1 pseudogene is annotated in these 402 nt (G+C 32.3%); it reads right to left on the bottom strand.

The features are described 5' to 3' along the window. Positions 1 to 402: pseudogene (locus VQ048_RS12740) on the bottom strand (bifunctional DNA primase/helicase); the annotation flags it as partial.

The raw sequence follows: 402 nt of genomic DNA, 5'->3' as shown, positions 1-402 counted from the left end.
AAATATATCTAAAACTGTTTTCGTTATTCCAAATGTTTCCCAATAGTCAAGTTCTATTTTACTGAAGTTCTTATCTACTATCATATAGGGACGATAGCTAGGCGATTCGATAGTTGTTGCGGGATTAGCCTCCACTTTAATTTTTCTTTGGGGGCGTTTAGGTGTATTAGAATAAGAAATATCTAATCCTAAACTTAAATCTTGATTGATAATTTTTAGGATTTCTACAAAGTCGTGAGGCTGTGTGCAATCCAAACCATATAAATAGCCAACTAAGGAAAAACAATCGCCATTAAAACGAGGATCCCCAAAATCTTTAATCCGATAGATGCCTGTTTTTTTATCCTTGTAAATATTACAAGAGGGATTTTTATCATCATAAAAAGGGTTTTTAAAGTTTTG

Origin of the sequence: Bergeyella anatis (assembly GCF_036016955.1) — a bacterium.
GTDB lineage: Bacteria > Bacteroidota > Bacteroidia > Flavobacteriales > Weeksellaceae > JAYWXI01.
The sequence above is the reverse complement of the archived record's forward strand: the minus strand, read 5'-3'. Positions and strand labels throughout refer to the sequence as shown.